This is a genomic window from Bradyrhizobium oropedii, assembly GCF_020889685.1.
Taxonomy (GTDB): domain Bacteria; phylum Pseudomonadota; class Alphaproteobacteria; order Rhizobiales; family Xanthobacteraceae; genus Bradyrhizobium; species Bradyrhizobium oropedii.
On sequence record NZ_JACMYO010000056.1, the window covers coordinates 1 to 17,016 of the forward strand.

The 17,016-nt window shown below is 64.6% G+C and carries 21 protein-coding genes and 1 pseudogene; 11 read left to right on the plus strand and 11 right to left on the minus strand.

Annotated features, from left to right (window positions below):
- Positions 1-300: 300 nt before the first annotated feature.
- Together H8A95_RS17555 and H8A95_RS17560 are read right to left on the minus strand one after the other, a co-directional pair.
- On the minus strand, positions 301-870 hold the full coding sequence (locus H8A95_RS17555; protein WP_229184252.1) for a glutathione peroxidase: 570 nt from the start codon (positions 868-870) through the stop codon (positions 301-303).
- Positions 871-954: 84 nt separating this feature from the next.
- Complete coding sequence (locus tag H8A95_RS17560) at positions 955-2,763, minus strand: L,D-transpeptidase (protein ID WP_229184253.1); 1,809 nt, start codon at positions 2,761-2,763, stop codon at positions 955-957.
- Between the two features lie 223 nt (positions 2,764-2,986).
- Here H8A95_RS17560 and H8A95_RS17565 point away from each other — a divergent pair, with 223 nt between their 5' ends.
- Positions 2,987-3,559, plus strand: a complete 573-nt coding sequence (locus tag H8A95_RS17565; RefSeq protein ID WP_229184254.1) for a CreA family protein — start codon at positions 2,987-2,989, stop codon at positions 3,557-3,559.
- Positions 3,560-3,602: 43 nt separating this feature from the next.
- On the opposite strand, the gene H8A95_RS17570 is transcribed toward H8A95_RS17565, so the two are convergent.
- Positions 3,603-3,974: a hypothetical protein gene (locus H8A95_RS17570; RefSeq protein ID WP_229184255.1), complete on the minus strand. Its 372-nt coding sequence runs from the start codon at positions 3,972-3,974 to the stop codon at positions 3,603-3,605.
- Positions 3,975-4,279: 305 nt separating this feature from the next.
- On the opposite strand from H8A95_RS17570, the gene H8A95_RS17575 reads away from it, so the two are divergent.
- Together H8A95_RS17575 and H8A95_RS17580 are read left to right on the plus strand one after the other, a co-directional pair.
- Positions 4,280-4,438, plus strand: coding sequence for a hypothetical protein (locus H8A95_RS17575; RefSeq protein ID WP_229184256.1), 159 nt, complete (start codon positions 4,280-4,282; stop codon positions 4,436-4,438).
- Positions 4,439-4,477: 39 nt separating this feature from the next.
- Entirely contained in the window at positions 4,478-4,873 is a 396-nt protein-coding gene (locus H8A95_RS17580) for a hypothetical protein (RefSeq protein ID WP_229184257.1), read from the plus strand.
- A gap of 49 nt (positions 4,874-4,922) precedes the next feature.
- On the opposite strand, the gene H8A95_RS17585 is transcribed toward H8A95_RS17580, so the two are convergent.
- From H8A95_RS17585 to pdxR, 3 genes are read right to left on the minus strand one after another with little or no spacing between them, the layout of a single operon-like run.
- Positions 4,923-5,168, minus strand: coding sequence for a DUF6719 family protein (locus H8A95_RS17585; protein ID WP_338027868.1), 246 nt, complete (start codon positions 5,166-5,168; stop codon positions 4,923-4,925).
- Between the two features lie 11 nt (positions 5,169-5,179).
- Positions 5,180-5,329: a hypothetical protein gene (locus H8A95_RS17590; RefSeq protein ID WP_165445530.1), complete on the minus strand. Its 150-nt coding sequence runs from the start codon at positions 5,327-5,329 to the stop codon at positions 5,180-5,182.
- 45 nt (positions 5,330-5,374) lie between these two features.
- Positions 5,375-6,889, minus strand: coding sequence for a MocR-like pyridoxine biosynthesis transcription factor PdxR (gene pdxR, locus H8A95_RS17595; RefSeq protein ID WP_229184258.1), 1,515 nt, complete (start codon positions 6,887-6,889; stop codon positions 5,375-5,377).
- 120 nt (positions 6,890-7,009) lie between these two features.
- On the opposite strand from pdxR, the gene H8A95_RS17600 reads away from it, so the two are divergent.
- The 5 genes from H8A95_RS17600 (at position 7,010) to kynU (ending at position 12,195) form a co-directional block, all read left to right on the plus strand.
- On the plus strand, positions 7,010-7,702 hold the full coding sequence (locus tag H8A95_RS17600) for a pyridoxamine 5'-phosphate oxidase family protein (RefSeq protein ID WP_229184293.1): 693 nt from the start codon (positions 7,010-7,012) through the stop codon (positions 7,700-7,702).
- A gap of 54 nt (positions 7,703-7,756) precedes the next feature.
- Complete coding sequence (locus tag H8A95_RS17605; protein WP_229184259.1) at positions 7,757-9,034, plus strand: ArgE/DapE family deacylase; 1,278 nt, start codon at positions 7,757-7,759, stop codon at positions 9,032-9,034.
- 258 nt (positions 9,035-9,292) lie between these two features.
- Positions 9,293-10,102 (plus strand): alpha/beta hydrolase, encoded by an 810-nt coding sequence (locus H8A95_RS17610; protein ID WP_229184260.1) that lies wholly within the window; start codon positions 9,293-9,295, stop codon positions 10,100-10,102.
- Positions 10,103-10,130: 28 nt separating this feature from the next.
- Positions 10,131-10,970, plus strand: a complete 840-nt coding sequence (kynA, locus tag H8A95_RS17615; RefSeq protein ID WP_229184261.1) for a tryptophan 2,3-dioxygenase — start codon at positions 10,131-10,133, stop codon at positions 10,968-10,970.
- A gap of 10 nt (positions 10,971-10,980) precedes the next feature.
- The gene (gene kynU / locus H8A95_RS17620) at positions 10,981-12,195 is read left to right on the plus strand and encodes a kynureninase (RefSeq protein WP_229184262.1); all 1,215 of its coding nucleotides are present in this window, start codon (positions 10,981-10,983) and stop codon (positions 12,193-12,195) included.
- 45 nt (positions 12,196-12,240) lie between these two features.
- Here the strand turns inward: kynU and H8A95_RS17625 are convergent, their stop codons facing one another.
- The gene (locus H8A95_RS17625; protein ID WP_229184263.1) at positions 12,241-13,029 is read right to left on the minus strand and encodes a cobalamin-binding protein; all 789 of its coding nucleotides are present in this window, start codon (positions 13,027-13,029) and stop codon (positions 12,241-12,243) included.
- Positions 13,030-13,178: 149 nt separating this feature from the next.
- Here H8A95_RS17625 and H8A95_RS17630 point away from each other — a divergent pair, with 149 nt between their 5' ends.
- Together H8A95_RS17630 and H8A95_RS17635 are read left to right on the plus strand one after the other, a co-directional pair.
- The gene (locus H8A95_RS17630) at positions 13,179-13,577 is read left to right on the plus strand and encodes a PaaI family thioesterase (RefSeq protein ID WP_092113549.1); all 399 of its coding nucleotides are present in this window, start codon (positions 13,179-13,181) and stop codon (positions 13,575-13,577) included.
- A 139-nt stretch (positions 13,578-13,716) separates the two neighbouring features.
- Positions 13,717-14,342: pseudogene (locus H8A95_RS17635) on the plus strand (N-acetyltransferase family protein).
- 81 nt (positions 14,343-14,423) lie between these two features.
- Here the strand turns inward: H8A95_RS17635 and H8A95_RS17640 are convergent.
- The 3 genes from H8A95_RS17640 to H8A95_RS17650 form a co-directional block, all read right to left on the minus strand.
- The gene (locus H8A95_RS17640; RefSeq protein WP_229184264.1) at positions 14,424-14,732 is read right to left on the minus strand and encodes a hypothetical protein; all 309 of its coding nucleotides are present in this window, start codon (positions 14,730-14,732) and stop codon (positions 14,424-14,426) included.
- 89 nt (positions 14,733-14,821) lie between these two features.
- Positions 14,822-15,121: a putative quinol monooxygenase gene (locus tag H8A95_RS17645; protein ID WP_163151116.1), complete on the minus strand. Its 300-nt coding sequence runs from the start codon at positions 15,119-15,121 to the stop codon at positions 14,822-14,824.
- 16 nt (positions 15,122-15,137) lie between these two features.
- Positions 15,138-15,821, minus strand: coding sequence for a DUF2161 domain-containing phosphodiesterase (locus H8A95_RS17650; protein ID WP_229184294.1), 684 nt, complete (start codon positions 15,819-15,821; stop codon positions 15,138-15,140).
- A gap of 142 nt (positions 15,822-15,963) precedes the next feature.
- Between H8A95_RS17650 and H8A95_RS17655 the strand changes: the two genes are divergently transcribed.
- A complete protein-coding gene (locus H8A95_RS17655; protein WP_229184265.1) occupies positions 15,964-16,308 on the plus strand; it encodes a GrlR family regulatory protein in 345 nt (114 codons plus the stop codon).
- On the opposite strand, the gene fabG is transcribed toward H8A95_RS17655, so the two are convergent.
- Positions 16,305-16,985 (minus strand): 3-oxoacyl-ACP reductase FabG, encoded by a 681-nt coding sequence (fabG, locus tag H8A95_RS17660; protein ID WP_229184266.1) that lies wholly within the window; start codon positions 16,983-16,985, stop codon positions 16,305-16,307. The genes H8A95_RS17655 and fabG overlap by 4 nt on opposite strands.
- Positions 16,986-17,016: the final 31 nt, after the last annotated feature.

Sequence of the window (17,016 nt, forward strand, 5' to 3'; positions counted from 1 at the left end):
GCCGCGGCCGCCGGTGTGGCGGCCGGCGCTGGCGCGGCGCCCTTGGCGGGCGGCGTCTGCGACCAAGCTGCGCTCGACGCGAGCAACGATACGGTCCCTGCGAAAATCAGACCTGCCGCAATGCGCATGGCGTGTTCCCTGCTGATCGCGCTCCAGGTGGCGGCATCGCCGCGACCGGGCCGCTTTCGCCCCCAACCGATCGTACCCTAGTCGCAGTCGCGACGCCAAGGCAATGAACGCGGCGAGCCTGTGCCCAAAATCCTCGTGGGATCAGTTAATTCCGGGGATTATCGCCGCTTGTCAGGCGGCCGCCAATGCCCGTGCGATCCCGGTCTTGATGCGGGTATCGTCGGGCGTGACCGACTCAGGGAAGACGTCAGCAATGTAGCCGTCGCGGCCGATCAGGTATTTGTGGAAGTTCCAGCGCGGCACGTCCTTCGGCCGGGCCTCCGCCGCCCACCGGTAAAACGGATGCGCGCCCGCTCCCCGGACCACCGCTTTCGCTGCGATCGGGAAGGTGACGCCGTACTGATGCTGCGCGGTCTCGGCGATCTCGGTCGGGCCGCCGGGTTCCTGGCCGCCGAAATCGTTGGAGGGGACGCCGATGATGACGAAGCCGCGATCGCGGAATTCGGTCCACAATTGCTGCAGCCCTGCATATTGCGGCGTGAATCCACAGAGCGAGGCGGTGTTCACGATCATCAGGGGATGGCCGGCGTAGTCGGCAAGGCGAATGTCGCCGCCGCTGAGTGCCGGGAACGAGAAGGCGTAAGCCGTGATCCGGCTCATCGCGGGCTGCTCGGCATGCAACGCACGGGATCCTGCGGCCGCGGCGAACGCCGCCACGATCAGTGTCCTGCGGTCCATCATGGTCTCGTCCCCGGAACGGATGTTCCGGCGATTATAGTCCAGCAGGGCAAGCGCGGGCCTTCAAGAAGGCGTTATGGCTTGCAGTCAGCGCAGCGGCAGGATGAAGTCGGTGCCTTCGCCGGTCTCGCCCTGGTTGACGCCGAGGTCGGACACGATGATCGATCCGCCGGTGCCGAGCGCTTCGTTGACCCGCGCCATTGCGTCGGCCGGAATCGAGATGCGGTCGAGTGCCTCTGCCGGGGTATTGGTTGCCGGCTGCGGCTTGGCTTCGACCGGTGATGCGGCCGCCACCTTGCGGCGATGCGAGGCACGCTCCTCGACGTCGATGCGCGCGGCATTGCGGGTCGGCAGCGTCACCACCGACCAGCGCAGTTGGTTCGTATCGGTCTTGTCGGCTTCCGCCGTGAACACGTGGGTACCGAGCGGCCGGTCACTTTCCGCGATCGTCACCGGCACCTCGAACAGCGGCGCAAAGTTCTGCCGCACATAGAGCTTGGAATCCTTCCGGCTGATGAACACCGCGATCTGGCCGGCGCGCTTCGGCGCGTCGATCCTGGCGACGCCCGGCAGCCGGGCCGGATCCTTGGCTACATCCTTCTTGGCATCGGGCGCATCGGCGGTAGCTGCCTCGGCGGGCTTGTCAGCGGTCTTGACCGCATCCGTAGTCTTGGCCGTGTCCGTAGCCTTAGCCGTGTCCTTGCTTGCCGCGTCAGCCTTGGCCGCATCGGTCTTCGATTGATCGGACTTCGATTGATCGGTCTTGGGCGCATCCGCAACGCCGGGCGTGGCGGCGTCCGCCTTCAGCTCGTCGGCCTTGGCTTCGGCCTTCACCGGGTCGTTCGCGGAGACCTCGGTCTTCGGCGTGTCGGTACTGCCGGTGGATTCGCCGACCGTCTTGTCGTCGGTGGCGACGCTGCTGTTGCCGGCGGCGGAATTGGTTTCGGCCGGCGTGTCAGCGGCGGTGGTCTCGGGCTTGGTCAGCTCGGGCCTGTCAGCCGCAAGCTTCTCCGCGATGGCGTCGCGTGCGGCGGAAGTGGACGCATCGGACATCGTCACCGACGCGCTCGCCGCCGGCATCGCGCCGCTGGCATCGGCGGTGTGGGTGTTGTCGCGCAGCGAGGCGGCATGGCCGACGCTGCTGCGCAGATCGAGGCCGGTCTGCGGCTTGTCGGCGCCCTTGTCGGTCTTCACGCCGAGCGGCGCATCCATCTTCAGAACATCGTCGGCAACCGGCTGCGGCGGCGCGACCTTCTGCGTCACCAGCAACGGGTGCGAGAAATTCTCCGGAGAGATCGTGCCCGGCGTGACGAACACGCGGGCGCCCATCCGCGTCCAGTTGTACATCTTGACCGCAAACGACATCGGCATGCGGATGCAGCCATGGGAGGCCGGATAGCCGGGCAGCACACCGGCGTGCATCGCGATGCCCGACCAGGTGATGCGCTGCATGTACGGCATCGGGGCGCCGCTATAGATGTTGGACTGGTGGTACTTCTGCTTCTGGATGACGCTGAAGACGCCCATCGGGGTCGAGTGACCCTTCATGCCGGTCGACACCGGGCTCTCGGCGTAGAGGCCGTTGGCGTCGTAGACGCTGACCCGCTGCTGGTCGATCGAGACCGAGATGATCAGGGGACCCTGCGGCTTGCTGCCGGCCTCCTTCTCGAGTGCCGGATTCTTCTTGGTCAGATTGCGCTTCGGCTTCTGCCGGTGTTGCGCCGGCAGCGGCTCGTAATCGCCGCCGTAGTAGGCGGAGTCCCGGTTCCAGTAAAACAGCGCAGCATCGGCCTGTGAGGAAGCGGCGAGGGTGCCGGCCGCCGTCAGAATTGCAAACTGCCAGAACCGCCCATTCGCAGAATCAAAAATCGAAATCCGACGTCCGCTTGCGCGCATATTCCGAATCCCAGTCCAAACTATCCGTTGGTTGTTGCAGACGCCGAACGCGTTCACCAGCGCAAGCAATCTAACCCTTCCGTGAGGGGCAAAGTTTCGACGAAACAGTAACAAAAAAGCCTCACAAGAGGTTAAAGCGCACGGTCTGATCACCGAACTGTCAGCGCCTTCCTGTGCGGCGTTTGCGCACTACATAGGCGGGAACCATCCCGCGGAGACCTCAATGACATCGAGAACTGTGAGCTTGTGTGACGTGCGACTGTTGTCTCGATGGGGATGCGCGGCGCTGCTGATGGTGCTGAGCTTGGTGTTGACCTTGGGGCAGGCGGCTCCCGCGGCCGCAGCGGATGAGCCGGACCTGATTTTTCGCCGCTCGACCGTGTTCAAATGGGTGAGCCCCAACGACAAGCTCGCGACCTATGGCGTCGACGACCCCGAGGTCGAGGGCGTTGCCTGTCACTTCACGGTGCCGGAGAAGGGCGGCTTCAAGGGCTGGCTTGGCCTCGCCGAGGAAGTCTCCGACATCTCGCTGGCCTGCCGGCAGATCGGGCCGATCCGTTTCAAGAACAAGCTCGGCCAGGGCGACGACATGTTCCGGCAGCGCCGGTCGCTGTTCTTCAAGAAGATGCAGATCGTGCGCGGCTGCGACGCCAAGCGCAATGTACTGGTCTACATGGTCTATTCGGACAGGCTGATCGAAGGCTCGCCGAAGAATTCGACGTCGTCGGTGCCGATCATGCCCTGGGGCGCAGCCGACGCCACCGCCGTGCAGAAGTGCGGCGAGTTCATTCAATAGCCGGAGCAGGGACTTGGCCGGTTCGGCTGAAGCGGCGGGCGAGCTAGCGCTTGGTTTGCCCGAACTGCTTCGTACCGAGGCTGAGGCCGGGACGGACCGGACGGACCTTCGAGTCGCGGCAGCCGACGAGGCGGACCAGCTTCTGCGGCGCGCACTCGTTGTCGCCCATCACATAAGCGCCCTGCTGCGGCATCGCGGCCGTCATCTGTTGCTGCTGGCCGGATTTGCTCGCCGCGGATTCGTTGCCAACACCCATGTTGCCATTGCCCACGACCGACATCCTTCGTTGGATCGGATCACAACAACCGTTGTGATCGGGAATCACCACAACGTGCGACCGCGGAGATGGTTGCACGGCGCCCAGATGAGTCGGCCGAACCGTCGCCCGGTTCATGCGGCCCTTGCTGTGCTGCATCCTGTCTCAGCAGAGGAAAGTTAAGAAAGCGCGGTAGGGCGCTCAATTTGCACGCATAATCGAGCTATCCACAGCCAGGCAGGTTGAACGCTCGAAATCTTGAGCAGGCTGCCTGCAGCGTAGCGGCTACTGAAAACATTGGCATTTTTCGGCCAATGTTTCGTGGACCGCTCGTCGACGAAACAAGTCTCGCGCCGACGAAACCATTTTCAGCTTGTTCCGCAGAACTCCGGAAACGGCAGATCGTTATCAAGCCGTCAACACAACGGCGCCGGGCGCCAAGTCGGAATGACGGAGACAGCCAAATGCGGACCATGAGCCTGATCCTCGCCTTCGCCTTCGTGATGGCCGGTTCGTCGATGGCTGGCACCCCGGACAGCGGTTTGCCCGGCATCGGCACCTTCTCCTATAACGGCTCGCCGGTCGTCACCTCGGCCCCGATGGTGATGGCGCAGGCCAACTGAGCGCGACGCGACAAACAGAACTGCCGGTAAAGGCTCCCCATGTTGCTCCGTATCTGTTCCGCCGCGATCTTTGCATCGCTTGTTCTGGCGGGTTCCGCGCAAGGCCAATCCCAACTCCCGCTGGAGTCGATGCAGATCCGGTCGCTGTACCGGGTGCCTGAACCGCGCGACGAATTCGTCCGCCAGTGCGCGCCGCATATGCTCGGCCGCTGGGCGCATCCCGAGGCCGTGTGCGGCTGCCTGCATGATCATGCCGCTGCGACGGTGGATGATCCCGATCTCCGCCAGGCGCTGCTGCGCGGCATCAGCGAGACCGGCGTGCCGACGATCGAGACCGATTGGGTGCCGTCGTCCAAGCAAAGCGAGATCGGCCCGACCTTCACCAAGATCGCCAAGCCGACGCTGCAATGCATGTTCGAGCCGATCTCGAACTGAGCGGCGTGTTGATGCAATGACGATGCAGGCGCCTCGCGGAAGCGGGGCGTTATTTTTTGGCGAGGCGCGGCACGCAGCTGAGGGTCCGCACCACGCCGTTCTGGCTCAGCTTGGCGCCGATGACCTGCTTGATCTGTCCGGCTGGGCACGAGCCGTCATCGACAAGGACGCGCTGACCGACCCGGAGGTCGACGATGTCGCCCTCGCGCATGTAGGATTGCTCCGCGGCGGCGGAGTGAACCATCGCGCCAAGTGCTGCGGCGCTGACCAGCGCGACCAATCCGATGCGCGGCATCGCGGCCTCCTTCACTTGTTCTGGATCTTGACCCCATCGGGGCCGACATTGATCTGCAGGCCTTCGGGCTGCTTCTTCGCCTGATAAAGATTGTAGCCGAGCATGCCTGCGATCACGACCAGCGCGCCGATCACGAGATACAGGACGTTCCGATTGGGCATCCGGTATCTCCGTAAGCGGACACTGACTGAACGGGGCGACCTTAGTCAGGCGGCTGCGATTCTCCTAGAGCGTGGCAGCCTGGCGGCTGGCTTGACAGATATCTTGCGCGTCGCGCGCAGCGCAGTCAGCGTTGTCTTCGCCAGCTGTTCCGCCGACGCGACGAGTTGCGGAACCGGATGACCGGAAAATCCCAGCACGAATCCTGGCAATGGCCGCGCGCGATAATAGGTCTCGGCGAGCAGCCAGCCACCGACGCCGGCGGCCGCCTTGGCCTGCGCGGCCACCAGCGGATCCGTCGAAGGATCGAGCCGCGCCACGAGGTGCAGGCCCTGCGACGGCACGGGAACTGTGAGCTCGCCTTCGGATGCATTCTGAAGCGTCGATGCCAACACGTCGCGCGCCTCGCGATAAAGCTTGCGCGCCTTGCGCAGATTCGCGGCGAAGGCGCCGGAGTTCAGCATGTCGGCGACCGCGCCTTCCATCAGGGTGCCGGGGAAGCGATCCAGCGCGGCGCGCGCCGCCGTCACCGGACCGATCAAGGCCTCTGGCAGGGCGCAGTAACCGATCCGCAATCCCGGAAACAGCGTCTTTGCAAACGTGCCCATGTAGATCACACGCCGCAAATGATCGATGCCCGCGAGCGACAACAGCGGCGCGCCGTCATAGCGGAACTCGCTGTCGTAATCGTCCTCGAACACGAAGGCCCCGGCATTCCTGGCCCAGTCGAGCAATTCAAGCCGGCGCGGCATCGACATCTGCACGCCGAGCGGAAACTGGTGCGATGGTGTGACGTAGGCGGCGCGCGCGCTCGGCGCGGACGCGCGGCCCTTGTCGACGCGCATGCCGGAGCCGTCGACCGGCACCGACACCGGCCGATAGCCGCAATGCTCGATCGCGCGCCGCGCAGCCGGATAGCCGGGGTCCTCGCACCAGACCTGGTCGCCCGGCTTGAGGATAGCCCCTAACACGATCCGCAGCGCATGCAGCGTGCCCGACGCCAGCATGATCTGGTCGGGGTCGCAGCGCAGCCCGCGCGCCGACAGCAAATGGTCTGATATCGCGGCGCGCAGCTCGCTGCTGCCGCGGGGATCGCCGTAGTGCAGGTGCTCGGAGCCGAAGGCGCGCAGCCTGCGGCCTGCAAAGGCGCGGAAGCGCTGCAACGCGCGCTCATCGATATGGGTGCAGCCGAGCGACAGCGCATTGTGCTGCGGCGGCTCGATCTCGATCCTGGCACGCCGCGGCGCTGTGACCTGCGCCGGAATGCGCGCGGCGACGAAGGTTCCGGAGCCGGTGGTTGCCACCGCAAAGCCATCGGCGATCAGCCGCTCATAGGCCGTGGTGACGGCGTTGCGGCGAAAGCCGGTCTGCCTGGCGAGGGTGCGCGACGGCGGCAGCGGCTCGCCGGGCTTGACGAGGCCGCCGACGATGGTGCGGCACAGCGCCTGATAGAGCCGCTGCTGCGAGGCCGCGCCCGCCGTCACATGCGGGCCGGTGAGGTCGAGTGGCAGCTCCGGCTTGCGCGCCGCGGGCTTGCGGGAATTGGTCGGAATCTTTCGCATGGAATTGGCACTATCGCAGACCAAATGGGCCGCTACAACTCTGGACATATTCCAGATTTCGCGAGGCTCACCGTGACCGAAGGCGCATCCACTCCGTCCTACCCCAAGTCGTCCTACCCAATGTCGTCCCGCAACCGGGTGAAGCGCCGCCACGATCGCGGCTTCTACGACCACGCCACCGTGCACAAGATCCTGGACGCCTCGATGCTGTGCCACGTCTCCTATGTGATCGACGGTCAGCCCTATTGCACGCCGACCTTCTTCTGGCGCGAGGGCACCAAGCTCTATTGGCACGGCTCGAGCGCAAGCCGGATGCTGGAGAACCAGTCCGAGGGCCAGCGCGTCTGCCTGACGGTCGCCCATCTCGACAGCCTGGTGCTGGCGCGCTGCGGCTTCAACCATTCGGCCGACTATCGCGCGGTGATGGCGTTCGGCTCGGCCTATCTTGTTACCGATCCCGAGGAGAAGGAGCGGGCGATCGTCGCGATGGTCGACCGCTTCTTTCCCGAGCGCACCGGGAGCCTGCGCGCCAGCAACAAGCAGGAGATCAAGGCGACCTCGTTCATCGCGATGGAGATCGAGGAGGCCTCGGCGAAGGTGCGCGCCAAGGGCGTCGCCGACGACGACGAGGATTACGAATTGCCGATCTATGCCGAGCGCATTCCGGTGCGCACCGTGCTCGGCGCGCCCGAGCCGTGTCCGCGGCTGCTCGACGGCGTGACGCGGCCTGCGACGCTCGATGGCTATTCGGAAGGCCGTCTGCTCGAAGATGCATTGCGGGATGCCTATTTTGCGCAATACCCCGCTGAGTGAAATCAGGTTACGTTGCGGCTCCCACCTTTCTGCCTTTCCCGATGGAGCCACCGCATGACTGCCGAGACGCAACAACGAATCCTTGCCGCCGTTGACGAAGGATTCGATGCGCAGCTTGCGACGACGCAGGCCTTTGTCGCGATCCCCTCGACCCGCGGCGCCGAGGGGCCGTGCCAGGACATGATCGCCGATCTCCTGCGCGAGCGCGGTTATGAGGTCGACGACTGGCACATCAATCTCGACGAGCTGAAGGACCTGCGCGGCTTCGGCCCGATCGAGCATGATTTCTCCAAGGCCCGCACGGTGGTGGGTACCTACCGTCCGGCCATCAACGCCGGCAAATCGCTGATCCTGCAGGGCCACTGCGACGTGGTGCCGACCGGCCCGCTGGAGATGTGGGAGACGCCGCCGTTCTCGCCGGTCATCAAGGACGGCAGGATGTACGGCCGCGGCGCCTGCGACATGAAGTCCGGCACCATCGCCGCGCTCTATGCGCTGGATGCGATCAAGAAGGCCGGGCTGAGGCCGACGGCGCGGATTCACTTCCAGTCCGTGATCGAGGAGGAGAGCACCGGTGTCGGTGCGCTGTCGACCTTGCAGCGCGGTTATCGTGCCGATGCCTGCTTCATTCCGGAGCCGACCAACGGCAAGATGATCCGCTCACAGGTCGGCGTGATCTGGTTCCGGCTGAAGGTGCGCGGCTTCCCGGTGCATGTGTTCGAAGCCGGTGCGGGCTCGAACGCGATCATGGCGGCGTATCATCTCGTGCACGCGCTGGAGAAGCTCGAGATCGCCTGGAACGAGCGCGCCAAGGCCGACCGCCATTTCACGGACGTCAATCATCCGATCAACTTCAATCCCGGCATCATCAAGGGCGGCGACTGGGCGTCCAGCGTGCCGGCCTGGTGCGACGTCGACTGCCGCATCGCGGTGCTGCCGGGCTGGTCGATCGCCGAATGCCAGAAGGAGATTCTGGCCTGCGTGTCGGCGGCGGCGCGCGATCATCGTTTCCTCTCCAACAATCCGCCGCAGGTGGAATGGTCGGGATTCCTGTCGGAAGGCTATGAGCTGGTGAACTCCGAGGCGCCGGAAGCCGCCTTCGCCAAGGCGCATCAGGCGGTCTATGGCGGCGCGGTGGAAGATCGCGCCTTCACCGCGCTGACCGACACGCGCTTCTACGGCCTGAACTACGACATCCCGAGCCTTTGCTTCGGCGCCAACGGCGCGGCAATGCACGGCTTCAACGAATATGTCGATCTGGACTCGCTGCGGAAGTCGACCAAGGCCATGGCGCTGTTCATCGCGGAATGGTGCGGGGTGGAGAAGGCGTAGCCTTTTGTGTTGCGGGCTCAGCGCGCTATCGCTCCGCTTGCCGGGGGGCTCGGGCGAGGATCACTGCCCGAGTGGAGAGAGCCCGGCGCTTCGCCGCTGGCCTCCGCAATCGGGAGAGGCGAATCGAACCCGCGGCCCAATCGACCACTTGCCTGAAAAAGCGGTCCCGATGCTTTAAGCTTCAAATAAGGGCTGGGCGAACAACCCCGCCGGTGGCAAAGTGGCGTCCGATCGACGGCGAATCCTCGGAGAGCCACGATGCGCGATTGGGATGATGCCTACGCCAATTCGGCCCACGTGCCGGGTTCGGACGAGCTGCCGGCACGGTGGGCGGAGCGCGCGGCGGCCTATCGCGCCAGACTCAAATCATTCAAGCCGGACATCGCTTATGGATCCGAAGAGCGGCAGCGTCTCGACTTGGTCTTGCCGGACGGCGACAGCAAGGGTCTCGTCGTCTTCGTGCATGGCGGTTATTGGATGCGCTTCGATAAATCGTCATGGACCGACCTCGCGGAGGGCGCGCGAAGCCACGGCTGGACGGTGGCGCTGCCAAGCTACACGCTGACACCGGCCGTGCGCATCTCCGACATCACGACCGAGATCGCGGTCGCGATTGCCTCGGCTGCCGCCCAGGTCTCGGGGCCTATTCGATTGGCCGGCCATTCCGCAGGCGGCCATCTCGTTACGCGCATGCTGTGCGACGACGGCCTTCTCGAACCTGAGGTCTACGACAGGATCGTGGCGACGCTGTCGATCAGCGGTCTGCACGACCTGCGACCGCTCCTGAAGACCGTGATGAACGAGACGCTCCGGATGAACATGGGCGAGGCAGCGCTCGAAAGCGCCGCCTTGCATTTGCCACGGGGCAAGTCGCCGCTTACCACCTGGGTCGGCGGTAGCGAACGACCCGAGTTTATCCGTCAGGCAGAGCTGATGGCCAACATCTGGACCGGATTCGACGTGCCCACGCACCTCGTCGTCGACCCCGGGCATAACCATTTTACTGTTGTCGATGGGTTGAAGGATCCATCCTCCGCCATCACGAGGCGTCTTCTGGGCCTTGTTTGAGGCAGTGGATCGATCGAGAGGATGTGTCATGAGCAGCAACGACTACGATCCCGCGGTCGAGGGCGCCGAGACCGATTTCGCCCGGAAAATGTCGTATGGCGACTACCTGCGGCTCGATGCACTGCTTGGCGCCCAGCATCCGATTTCGGAGGCGCACGACGAGATGCTCTTCATCATCCAGCATCAAACCTCCGAACTGTGGATGCGGCTCGCCATCCACGAGCTCCGTGCCGCCCGTCACGCCATCGCCCGCGAAGATGTGTCGCCGGCGATGAAGATGCTCGCGCGTGTCTCCCGCATCTTCGAGCAGCTGAACAATGCCTGGGATGTGCTGCGTACCATGACGCCCAGCGAGTACACCCATTTCCGTTCGCGGCTGGGCCAATCCTCTGGCTTCCAGTCGTATCAATACCGGCTGATCGAGTATCTGCTCGGCAATCGCAATGAGGCGATGTTGAAACCGCACGCGCATGACCCCGAGGTGGTGGCTTTGCTCAAGATCGAGCTTGCGACGCCGAGCCTTTATGACGAGGTGCTCCGGTTTGCCGACCGCAAGGGGCTCACCATGCCCGTGACCGTCCTGTCACGCGACGTCCACGACACCCATCACTTCGACGAGGGCGTGATGCAAGCCTGGCGCCGCGTCTACGAAGCTCCCGAAGCCAACTGGACGCTCTACGAGCTCGCCGAGAAACTGGTCGACTTCGAAGATTATTTTCGTCGATGGCGCTTCAATCACGTGACGACGGTGGAGCGCGTCATCGGCTTCAAGCGCGGCACTGGCGGCACCGATGGGGTCAGCTATCTGAAGCGGATGCTCGAGGTCGAGCTGTTTCCTGAACTGTGGCGCGTCCGTACCATCCTCTGAGCGAATGGCCATGATCGAAGCGAAATCGCAATTGCGCGTCTACGACGACACCAAGGCAATGTTCCATCTGCCCGCGGATGTCATCTATCTTGACGGCAACTCGCTCGGTGCGCTGCCTACGGGCGTTGCCGAACGCGTTGCGCATGTCATCACGGCCGAGTGGGGCGATGAGCTCATTCGCGCCTGGAACAGCGCTGGCTGGTACGTGCAGCCACGCCGCCTTGGCGACCGCCTCGCTCGCCTGATCGGCGCCGCGCCAGGCACGGTAATGATCGGCGATACGTTGTCGCTCAAAGTTTATCAGGCGCTTGCGGCCGCGCTCGAGATGAACCAGGAGCGCAAGGCCGTTCTGTCCGATACGGGTAATTTCCCGACCGATCTCTATATGGCGGAAGGGCTGATCGCCACGCTCGGGCGTGGACATCAATTGCGGCTGACGGCCCCGGAGGAGGTCGAGCCATCGCTGTCGGACGAGATTGCGGTGCTCTATTTGACTGAGGTCGACTACCGCACCGGCCGTCGCCACGACATGCGGACCCTGACCGCGAAGGCGCATGCGCTAGGCATCGTCACGGTCTGGGATCTCGCGCATTCGGCCGGCGCGCTGCCTGTCGATCTTGCCGGCGTCGGCGTCGATTTCGCAGCCGGCTGCACCTACAAATATCTCAACGCGGGCCCCGGCGCTCCGGCCTTCCTCTACGTCGCGCCCCGGCATGCTGATCAGGCGCGCGCTGCGTTGTCGGGCTGGATGGGGCACGCAAAGCCGTTCGCTTTCGATCTCGGCTATCAACCTGCGGGCGGCGTCGAGCGCATGCGTGTCGGCACACCGCCGGTGCTGGCGATGGCCGCGCTGGAGGCATCGCTCGACATCTGGGATCGGGTCGATATTGGCGAAGTCCGCGCGCGCTCACTCGCGCTCGGCGACTTGCTGATAGCTGAGATCGCGCGACGCTGTCCGTCGCTGAGGCTGGTAACGCCGCGGGCGCATGCGCAGCGCGGCTCGCAGGTTTCCTTCGCCTTCGCCGGCGGGTATGCCGCCATGCAGGCGCTGATTGCCCGCGGCGTGATCGGCGACTTCCGGGCGCCGGACATCATGCGGTTCGGGATCACGCCGCTCTATATCGGCGAAGCCGAGGTGCTGAAGGCCGCCGAGATCATTGAGGAGGTGATCAATGGCGAGGTGTGGCGCCGGCAAGAATATCAGGTCGTGAATGCGGTGACGTGAGCAACGAGCGTTATCCCGAAGCCTCATAGTGACTGCGGCGAGCAATCAAAGGTGCCGCGCCCATAACGCCTTCACGATCGCATCGAGCCCATCGGTCAGCGCGGCAGGGCCGGGCTGCAGGATGATCGGCGACTTGATCTCGACGATGCGGTCGTTGCGGACAGCCGGAATGTCGCTCCAGCCGGGGCGCTGGCGGATGCGGTCGGGCACGACCTTCTTGCCGCACCAGGAGGCCAGGATCACGTCGGGCATCGCCTCGCGCACGGCATCCGGCGTGACGATGCGATCCTTGGCGGCTTTATAGGTGCGTAGGTGCGGCAATGCGTCCGTGCCGCCGGCGATCTCGATCAGGTCGGAGACCCAGCCGATGCCGCTGATCAGGGGATCGTCCCATTCCTCAAAATAGACTTTTGGCCGCGGCCCCGGGCGCGGCGCGGCCGCAATTGCGGCCAGCCGTTGCTCGAGGTTTTGCGCGAGCCCACCGGCGCGATCGGCGGCGTCGACCATCGCGCCGAGGGTGCGGATCATCGCCAGGATGCCGGCGACGTCACGCTGGTTGAAGACATGGACGGCGACGCCGGCACGCACGAGATCGGCAACGATGTCGGCCTGCAGATCGGAGAAGGCGAGCACCAGATCGGGGTCGAGCGCCAGAATCTTCGGAATGTCGGCGGATATGAAGGCGGACACGCGCGGCTTCTCGCGGCGCACCCGCGGCGGCCGGACCGCATAGCCGGAGACGCCGACGATGCGGTCCTGCTCACCGAGCAGATAGAGCGTCTCGACCGTCTCTTCGGTGAGGCAGACGATCCGGCGGGGAGGGAAGTCGCGCATCGGCGAGGGTATGCAGGCTGGGCGGCACATTGTCACGGTGGCGATAACGTCATGGTCGCCATTACCTCGGACGTCATTGCCGGGCCCGATCGGGCAATCCATCATACCGGCACCAAACCTCGAAGAAGGCCACAAAGCAGGGAGTGCCCATGACGCCGCTCGAAAAGATCCAGTCGATGAAGATGCCGTTTGCGGAACTTAAGGGCGTCACCTTCACCGAGGCGGGCCAGGATCGCGTGGTCGCGAAAATGCTGGTGCGGCCGGACCTCTGCACCCTCCGCAACACGATCCACGGCGGCGCGGTGATGGCCTTTGCGGACTCGGTCGGCGCCGCTGCCACCGTGATCAACCTGCCTGAAGACGCCAAGGGCACCACGACGCTGGAGAGCAAGACCAACTTCATCGGCGGCGCTAAGGAGGGCACCACCGTGATCGCGACGGCGACGCCGGTGCACCGGGGCCGGCGGACCCAGGTCTGGCAGACCAGGCTGGAAACCGAGGACGGCAAGCTGGTCGCGGTGGTCACTCAAACGCAATTGGTACTATGATGGGGCAATGATGTGATTTATCGATCACATCATTGTTTACTTAAATGAATCTAGACACTTGAATTATATTGTGCGGCGCACAATATAGAGCTGCTAGGGACTCGACGCCTCCTCGAGGGCTACCAAGAGGAGTTATGAAATGAACTATGATTCCATCCGTCCGACGGCTGCCAAGGGTACCGTGCGGACGTTGAGCCAGCAGGAGGAACTACCTCTGCTGCGCGATCATTTGCTGCGGCTGGATCGTACGAGCCGTCATGATCGTTTTCATGGCTTCATCGACGACAGCTTCATCCGCCGTTATGCCGAGCGCTGCGCTAACGACGGGACGGTCATCATCGCTTATTTCGAGGATGGCGTGGTCCGCGGGGCGGCGGAACTGCATCCGCCGGAGCAGTCACCGAATGCCCAGCCCGAGATCGCCTTCAGCGTGGAGCGGTCGGTGCGGCGCGCAAGGGCGTCGGCAGCACGCTGTTCCGCAAGCTGATCGCCGAGGCACATGCCAAGGGCTACACCAACCTGCGCATCACCACCGGCGCGCAGAACGACGCGATGCGTGCGCTCGCCACCAAGTTCGGTGCGCAGCTGACCTTCCGCCACGGTGAGTCCACCGGCAGCATCGACCTGACCGAGCAGCACCAGGCTGAACCGGCGCCGGCACTCGCCCCGGTTACACCGGTCGAAGCTGCGCGCGCGATCGTCGACATGAACCGCGCCTATTGGCGCATGGTGATGCAGATGTCCGGCTGGGGCAGGGCGGCTTGAGCTGAGATCTCGGATCAAACGTAAAAAGGGCAATCCGCTCAGCGGATTGCCCTTTTTCTTTGAGTAAACGGATGTCGCTGCTCAGGTGCCGGTGCGCTTGTCGGTCGCGAAGCGGCGGACCACGCGGCGCTCGACCACGACCGAGCGCTGCGCGCCCTGTTCGCCGGCGATCACGCGGGTTGCGGTGCCGGTGCGGGCGCTGACGCGCGCGGTCTTCTTCACCTCGGCCAGGACTTCCTCATAAGGCAGTCCCATCAGGGACGACGCGATCTCGGCCTGGGCCTCCACGTCATCGGTAATACCGATGGCGGCGAAGATTGCCTCCTCAAGCGTCGGCGGATCGTGCCGCACGCGCCTTGTGCCGTATTTGGTGTTCCAGTCTCCGCTCATCGCCGCCTCATCCTTGAATCGCGGGAGATACGTAAGGTGCCCAATGTTGCATTGCAATATGAATGTGAGATGGCAATCCAGCCATGCAGCTAGAGTCTCTCAATCTTGTGAGCGTCATAAAGTTCGATCGTGGTCGCTGCTGCGGCAAGAGATTGCAGGGACCGCACGAAATCACGTGACGCAGGGACTGCGAAATGCGCCGCCAGCGCGCCGCGGTCGGCCCATTGCTCGAAAAACACCAGCCGGAGCGGATTCTCGCAGTCGACGTGGACCGCGTGCGAGATGCAGCCGGGCTCGGTGCGCGAGCGATGGACATGCTCGAGGCTCAGCCGTCGCACTTCGTCGAAGCTGTCGGGGCGGGCGGTGACGCTGCCGGTGACGACGATCATGATCTCCCCCAGTTTGTTACGGGGCGGCTTCGGCCCCTGATGCACTCATCGGCTGTTGCGGCCAGCGCTTCAGCGCGGCGCGGCCGGCATCGGTCAGCACATAGATGCCGCGCTCGGCACGATCGAACCAGCCATAGACATTATGCAGCAGGATCTTGCCGGCGTCTGGAATGTCGGCCCGCAGGTCGCGAACCCGCCGTGGCCCGTCCGAGAGTGCACAGGCACAGGCAAGCGCCTGCTGGCGGTAGGCGGTCATGATCGGCGCGCGCGTCGATCCGCCCATGGCGGGATCGCCCTTGCGCTTGCGGTGCTCGGTGATCAGGCGGGAGCGCTTCTTCGGATTGCGCCTGATAGCCGTGGTCGGCGGCGACACCAGCACCTCGACGTCGCCGCGATCGGTGACGCCGAGCATGCCGAAGCCGAGCCGCCGGCACAGATTGCGATAGCGCGCGTCGCTCTCGCGGCCCTTGCCGCGGGCCGACACCTTGGCCGCGATCCACACCTCGTCGGCGGCGGCGGCGCGATCAACCGCCTGCAGGATCAGTTCGAGATTGAAGGCGAGCTTCAGTTCACCGATCACGACAACGGGTGGGTCGTCGCCGCTCAATGCCACGAGGTCGCAGCCGCCGATCTCGCCCTTCACCGCGAAGCCGAGCTTTTCGAGGAAGCGTTTGACGGGCAGGTAAAGCGCGGTTTCCAACGGCGAGGGCTCCGGCGGCCGTTCCGGCCGCGACTCGATTCGCAGCAGCATAGCCGGATCGACCGCTGCCGACGTGGACGGAATTTGCTCACAGCGCGCCTGAGCGGCTATTGTGAGGCGGGGACAACGGCGCGACCATTTCATGATCCGGAACGGGCTCTATCACATCACCATCGAATTTCTCGACGGCGTCTCGGGCGGCAACCAGGGTGTCATGGTGCTGCGTGACGGCCAGATGCGCGGCGGCGACTCGTTCTTCTTCGCCCATGGCAGCTACACCGCGGCCGACGGCAAGTGGAAGGGCGAGGTCACCAACGAGGAGCACTCGCCGACCTATGGCGAGCGCCCGGTGTGGGAGCGCAAGGTGGTGACGATCGGATTTACCGGCACCTACACCGATCAGACCGCCGAGGGCGACGGCATGGCGCTCGCCGGCAAGCAGAGCATCCGCTTCAAGTCGAAGCTGCGGTTGCTGGTTGCGGACTAGACCCGCCCGTTCACCGGCAGCAGCGCGCCGGTGACGGCGCTTGCGGCGTCGCTCGCGAGGAACAGGATCACCTCGGCGAGTTCCTTCGGCGTCACCCATTTGGAGATATCGGCTTTCGGCATCGCGGCGCGATTGGCTGCCGTATCGATGATCGAGGGCAGCACGGCGTTGACCGTTACCTTGCCTTTGAGTTCCGCAGCGAGCGACTCAGTGAGGCGGTGCACGCCGGCCTTCGAGGCGGCATAGGGGCCCATGCCGGATGCGGCCTGCAAGGCGCCCAGCGCACCGATATTGATGATCCGTCCGGCGCCGGACTTGATCAGATGCGGGATGGCCGCGCGCGACGTGTTGAAGGCGGTCATCACATTCATCGCATACATGCGCTGCCACGTTGTGGGATCGCCGTCGCTCACGGCTTCGAAGGTAAAACCGCCGGCGATGTTGATCAGCCCGTCGAGCCGGCCGAAATGCGCTGCCGCCTTGTCGATCGCAGCCTTCGCCTGCGCCGTGTCGGTGAGGTCGACGCCGCCAAGCTCGATGCGGTCGGCCGTCGCCGCAAGCTGCGAGGCGGCATGGTCGATACCGGCGACGCGCGCACCGCGCGCCAGCGCCTGTTCGGTGACCACTTTGCCGAGCGCGCCGAGCGCGCCGGTGATGACGATGGCTTTTCCGTTCATGGCGGTCTCCGTACTCGTAGGCAGGCAGGGT

Bases quoted from the DNA above. Each gene is read 5' to 3' on its own strand.
- H8A95_RS17645 (WP_163151116.1), bottom strand. From the start codon at position 15,121: ATGATCGTCGTCACCGGCAGCGTCACCGCCCGCCCCGACAGCTTCGAC.
- H8A95_RS17590 (WP_165445530.1), bottom strand. From the start codon at position 5,329: ATGCCCAATCGGAACGTCCTGTATCTCGTGATCGGCGCGCTGGTCGTG.
- H8A95_RS17640 (WP_229184264.1), bottom strand. From the start codon at position 14,732: ATGAGCGGAGACTGGAACACCAAATACGGCACAAGGCGCGTGCGGCAC.
- H8A95_RS17565 (WP_229184254.1), top strand. From the start codon at position 2,987: ATGACATCGAGAACTGTGAGCTTGTGTGACGTGCGACTGTTGTCTCGA.
- H8A95_RS17610 (WP_229184260.1), top strand. From the start codon at position 9,293: ATGCGCGATTGGGATGATGCCTACGCCAATTCGGCCCACGTGCCGGGT.
- H8A95_RS17625 (WP_229184263.1), bottom strand. From the start codon at position 13,029: ATGCGCGACTTCCCTCCCCGCCGGATCGTCTGCCTCACCGAAGAGACG.
- H8A95_RS17585 (WP_338027868.1), bottom strand. From the start codon at position 5,168: ATGCCGCGCATCGGATTGGTCGCGCTGGTCAGCGCCGCAGCACTTGGC.
- H8A95_RS17580 (WP_229184257.1), top strand. From the start codon at position 4,478: ATGTTGCTCCGTATCTGTTCCGCCGCGATCTTTGCATCGCTTGTTCTG.
- H8A95_RS17655 (WP_229184265.1), top strand. From the start codon at position 15,964: ATGATCCGGAACGGGCTCTATCACATCACCATCGAATTTCTCGACGGC.
- H8A95_RS17555 (WP_229184252.1), bottom strand. From the start codon at position 870: ATGATGGACCGCAGGACACTGATCGTGGCGGCGTTCGCCGCGGCCGCA.
- pdxR (WP_229184258.1), bottom strand. From the start codon at position 6,889: ATGCGAAAGATTCCGACCAATTCCCGCAAGCCCGCGGCGCGCAAGCCG.
- H8A95_RS17605 (WP_229184259.1), top strand. From the start codon at position 7,757: ATGACTGCCGAGACGCAACAACGAATCCTTGCCGCCGTTGACGAAGGA.
- kynA (WP_229184261.1), top strand. From the start codon at position 10,131: ATGAGCAGCAACGACTACGATCCCGCGGTCGAGGGCGCCGAGACCGAT.
- H8A95_RS17570 (WP_229184255.1), bottom strand. From the start codon at position 3,974: ATGCAGCACAGCAAGGGCCGCATGAACCGGGCGACGGTTCGGCCGACT.
- H8A95_RS17560 (WP_229184253.1), bottom strand. From the start codon at position 2,763: ATGCGCGCAAGCGGACGTCGGATTTCGATTTTTGATTCTGCGAATGGG.
- kynU (WP_229184262.1), top strand. From the start codon at position 10,981: ATGATCGAAGCGAAATCGCAATTGCGCGTCTACGACGACACCAAGGCA.
- H8A95_RS17575 (WP_229184256.1), top strand. From the start codon at position 4,280: ATGCGGACCATGAGCCTGATCCTCGCCTTCGCCTTCGTGATGGCCGGT.
- H8A95_RS17630 (WP_092113549.1), top strand. From the start codon at position 13,179: ATGACGCCGCTCGAAAAGATCCAGTCGATGAAGATGCCGTTTGCGGAA.
- fabG (WP_229184266.1), bottom strand. From the start codon at position 16,985: ATGAACGGAAAAGCCATCGTCATCACCGGCGCGCTCGGCGCGCTCGGC.
- H8A95_RS17600 (WP_229184293.1), top strand. From the start codon at position 7,010: ATGTCGTCCCGCAACCGGGTGAAGCGCCGCCACGATCGCGGCTTCTAC.